The organism is Streptomyces sp. NPDC056948, assembly GCF_042674225.1.
Classification (GTDB): domain Bacteria; phylum Actinomycetota; class Actinomycetes; order Streptomycetales; family Streptomycetaceae; genus Streptomyces; species Streptomyces purpurascens.
Window position 1 is genome coordinate 1 of record NZ_JBHUQX010000655.1, and the last position, 3,369, is coordinate 3,369.

Annotated in this window: 3 protein-coding genes and 3 pseudogenes; 3 read left to right on the plus strand and 3 right to left on the minus strand. The window is 67.6% G+C overall.

The features are described from left to right. Positions 1–677: phosphotransferase (locus ACFTZL_RS42975; protein ID WP_382595488.1), on the plus strand; the 677-nt coding region annotated here is incomplete at its 5' end. Positions 678–1,098: 421 nt separating this feature from the next. Here ACFTZL_RS42975 and ACFTZL_RS42980 read toward each other — a convergent pair. Next, the gene (locus ACFTZL_RS42980) at positions 1,099–1,932 is read right to left on the minus strand and encodes a PIG-L family deacetylase (protein WP_382595494.1); all 834 of its coding nucleotides are present in this window, start codon (positions 1,930–1,932) and stop codon (positions 1,099–1,101) included. Between the two features lie 195 nt (positions 1,933–2,127). Then, positions 2,128–2,330: pseudogene (locus ACFTZL_RS42985) on the minus strand (transposase); the annotation flags it as partial. Positions 2,331–2,433: 103 nt separating this feature from the next. On the opposite strand from ACFTZL_RS42985, the pseudogene ACFTZL_RS42990 reads away from it, so the two are divergent. Then, positions 2,434–2,565 (plus strand): annotated as a pseudogene (locus ACFTZL_RS42990) (IS5/IS1182 family transposase); the annotation flags it as partial. A gap of 52 nt (positions 2,566–2,617) precedes the next feature. After that, complete coding sequence (locus ACFTZL_RS42995) at positions 2,618–3,139, plus strand: NUDIX domain-containing protein (RefSeq protein WP_382595491.1); 522 nt, start codon at positions 2,618–2,620, stop codon at positions 3,137–3,139. On the opposite strand, the pseudogene ACFTZL_RS43000 reads toward ACFTZL_RS42995, so the two are convergent. Next, positions 3,138–3,369: pseudogene (locus tag ACFTZL_RS43000) on the minus strand (transposase); the annotation flags it as partial. The gene ACFTZL_RS42995 and the pseudogene ACFTZL_RS43000 overlap by 2 nt on opposite strands.

Consider the following 3,369-nt stretch of genomic DNA (forward strand, 5'->3'; position numbering starts at 1 on the left):
ACCGCACCCATTACCCCGCCGACCTCGCGATCGTGGAGGACTTCCCCGGCGAGGACCTGATGGACCTGTTCAACCGCGACCCGCGCGCGGCAGAGCCGACGATGGAGTGCCTCGCCGATGCCCTGGCGGCGATGCGATGCCATCGGGCGTCGTCGTTCGGCAAGGTGGCCCAGATCGATGGAGGGGGAACGTCCCGGGCGGCGTCGTGCGAGGAGGCCGCGTTCGACTTCGCGCTGCGCTGCCTCGCCGAAGCGGCGTCCCGCGACCGGAGGATCGCGGACGCCCGCGGCAGGCTGGAGGAGCGGCTGCGGGAACTCGCCGCGGCGGTGCGACCGCGTGCCGAGTACTCGGTCGTCCATGGCGAGCTGGGACTGGACCATGTACTGGTGGACCGGGACGGCAACCCTGTCGTGATCGACATCGAGGGGATGCTGTACTTCGATGTCGAGTGGGAGCACGTGTTCTTGCAGCTACGCCACTCCGACAGCCAGTACCAGCGGTTGGCGGTGGAGGGCCTCGACGAGGACCGGTTCGCGCTCTACAAGCTCACCCAGCACCTGTCACTGACGGCAGGCCCGCTCCGGCTCCTCGACGGGGACTTCCCCGACCGAGCGTTCATGCAGGGAATCGCCGGACACCACTTGAACGAGGCGCTGGCGATGGTCTCGGTGGTTTAGAAGCTGTATCGGGTTCTTGCATCACAAGCCAAGTGAGCTGCGGTGCAGGCCCATGGCTTGTCGCTTCTGGCTGATCAGCCATGGGTGAGAGCTGGGCGGATGTGGTCGGCGACCGTACGGTGGCCGCATGCCCAGGGACAGGGTGCCTCGCCTGAAGCTGGTCGTGGTCACGGACGACGACACAGTGCCGAGGCTTTGCCGGGATTGTGGTGGTCCGCTGATGCCTTCGGCGAAGACGTCGGCGGTGTTCTGCTCGTCGGTGTGCCGGTCGCTGCACTGGCGGCGGCTCCGGCGGGCGCGGGTAAGGACCGAGGCGGTCCAGGCCGGCGTGACGTCCAGTTGCCCGGAGTGCGGCGCGTCGTGGACGGTCGGGGTCGAACATCCTGATGAGCTTTCCCGGGCTCTGCTCCGGATGGGTGGATCAGCGCAGTCCGGCGAAGAGATCGTTCTCGGGTACGTCCGCGCCGGTGGGGTCCTGGACACGTACGAAGGTCTCCATGCCCATCAACTCGCCGAACCTCTCCTTGCCCATCTTGAGGAAGAAGATGTTCTCGCCCTGACTGGCGTGCGCAGCCAGCGCGTCGAACTTCTGACCGCTGAACGCGGTGGTGTCCACCCACGTCGTGATCTCATCGTCAGGGAGGCCAATCTCGGCCATCGCGGCGGCCTCGGCAGGATCAGGCTCCGGCATATCCGGATGAAACTCGCGCATGATCTCCCCGAACCGGCGCATCCCCGAGCGGGGCATCGTGGTCCAGTACACCTTCGGTGTCAGCGCGGTCATCTCCAGCGCCGCCATCGTGATGCGGTGGGCCTGGATGTGATCAGGGTGGCCGTAGAAGCCGTTCTCGTCGTAGGTGACGACCACATCAGGTCGATAGTGCCGCATGAGTTCCGCGAGTCGGGCCGCCCCTTCCTCCACGGGGGTCTGCCAGAACGATCCGGGGGCGTCGTTGCTCGGCCAGCCCATCATCCCGGAGTCGGCATAGTCCAGCATCTCCAGATCGCTGACCTTCAGGACGTCACAGCTCGCCTCGAGTTCTTGACGGCGCATCAGGGCGACCGCCGCCGGATCGTGCCCGGGAACGCCCGGCTTGACACCCCCCGGTCCGTCACCGCAACCGCCGTCGGTACACGTCACGAGAACCGTGCGGATGCCTTCCGCCGCGTACCGCGCGAGGACCCCTCCGGTTCCGGTGGCCTCGTCGTCGGGGTGGGCGTGTACTGCCATGAGCGTCAAGGGCCGGTCAGTCATCAAACAGTCCTCCTGCAGAAATACGTCTTGGTCCGAGTGCGCCGCGGGCATCCCGCGATTCCAGGGCCCGGATCCTGCCGGGGCGGACGACCTTGTGATCTCCGTGTTTCCCGCCCGTGCGGCGCCGGTCCCTCGGTCGATGCAACCGTGCCGGCCGGCCCGGCTGTTCCCACCGCGGCCGCTTGCCCTTTCAGTCGTGCGCATCCGCCCCAGGATTTCGACCGGCAGCCCCTCCAACAGATAGGCTATGCGCGGAGCGTCGTAGCCGGCATCGAAGACAATGAGGATGTCGCAGTCACCTGGGCGCCAGCGGCCCATGTCGATGAGTCCTCGACCACGCGGCGGACCTGGGCCGCGGTGACCTCGGCGACGTCGTCGGCCGGTCCCAGCCGCAGCGGTCGAGTCCACGCTCGATGTGATCGCCGACTACATCGACGCCTGGCCGACGGGCCACCCGGACGGCGGGATGGCCCCGCCCCCGTGGCCCTTGAGGGGGATCCGTTGGCACGGCGCCGCTGCTATCCCTCGGATACCTTCGACGGCGAGTGGGCGTTGATCGAACCGCTGCTGCCGCCGCTGGCCTGCGAGTCCCGGACCGGCGGCCGTCCAGAGAAACACCCACGCCGCGACGTCGGACGTTGTCCGGCGCAATCCCAGTGTCAGACCGTCGCCTTATGTTGTCCCGGTGATTCGTGATGCGTTTGACCACCGGGTGATAGAGGCCGCAGCCGCCGATGTCCGGCTGGCGAAAATGGAGTTCGACGGCGCTGGTCAGCGGCTGACTTCCGTCGGCGAGGGGCCTTCGGAGCCTCTCGCCGCAGAGGTGTGGGTGTTCGACGAGGCCCTCGCTCGGGTGCTGCTGGTTCATCACCGGTGGCGCGGTTGGGTCCCGCCAGGCGGGCGCGTTGAGCCGGGGGAAACACCCCGGGAGGGGGCGCAGCGCGAGCTTCTCGAGGAGACCGGCATCGAGGTGGAGCTGCTGCCGGAACCTGCCGCGGCCAATGTGCGGTCCTATCACCCAGAGTGGCTGGCCACCCTAGGGTTGTCGTTCGTCGCGATCGTGGATGCTGCGAAGCCTTTGGTCGCAGAGAGCGGACAGCCAGCGGCCTGGACTCCCTTGGACGAGGACTGGGCCAGCTACTTCCCTGAGGACGCATCGCGCGTCCGTCAGCATGCGCGATGGCTGCGTGAAGTCTCCGCCCGCTGATATACAGGGCTCGGTCGATGGCGGCGTGTCCGCGGGCGGCGGAGTACACGAGATAAACGGCGACCTGGGCGTTCTCGACTCGGCCGGCCGTGCCGGTGTACTGACGCTGGACGCCGACGGTCGCGGTGCCCTTCTTCAAATCGCCCGTCTCGTCGACCACGAGCACCGCCTCGGTGTCGCGCAGGTGCTCGACCACGTAGGCGCGTATGTCGTCACGAATCGCGTCGGCG

Coding starts and splice junctions, on each gene's coding strand:
- ACFTZL_RS42980 (WP_382595494.1), bottom strand. CDS start 1,932: ATGACTGACCGGCCCTTGACGCTCATGGCAGTACACGCCCACCCCGAC.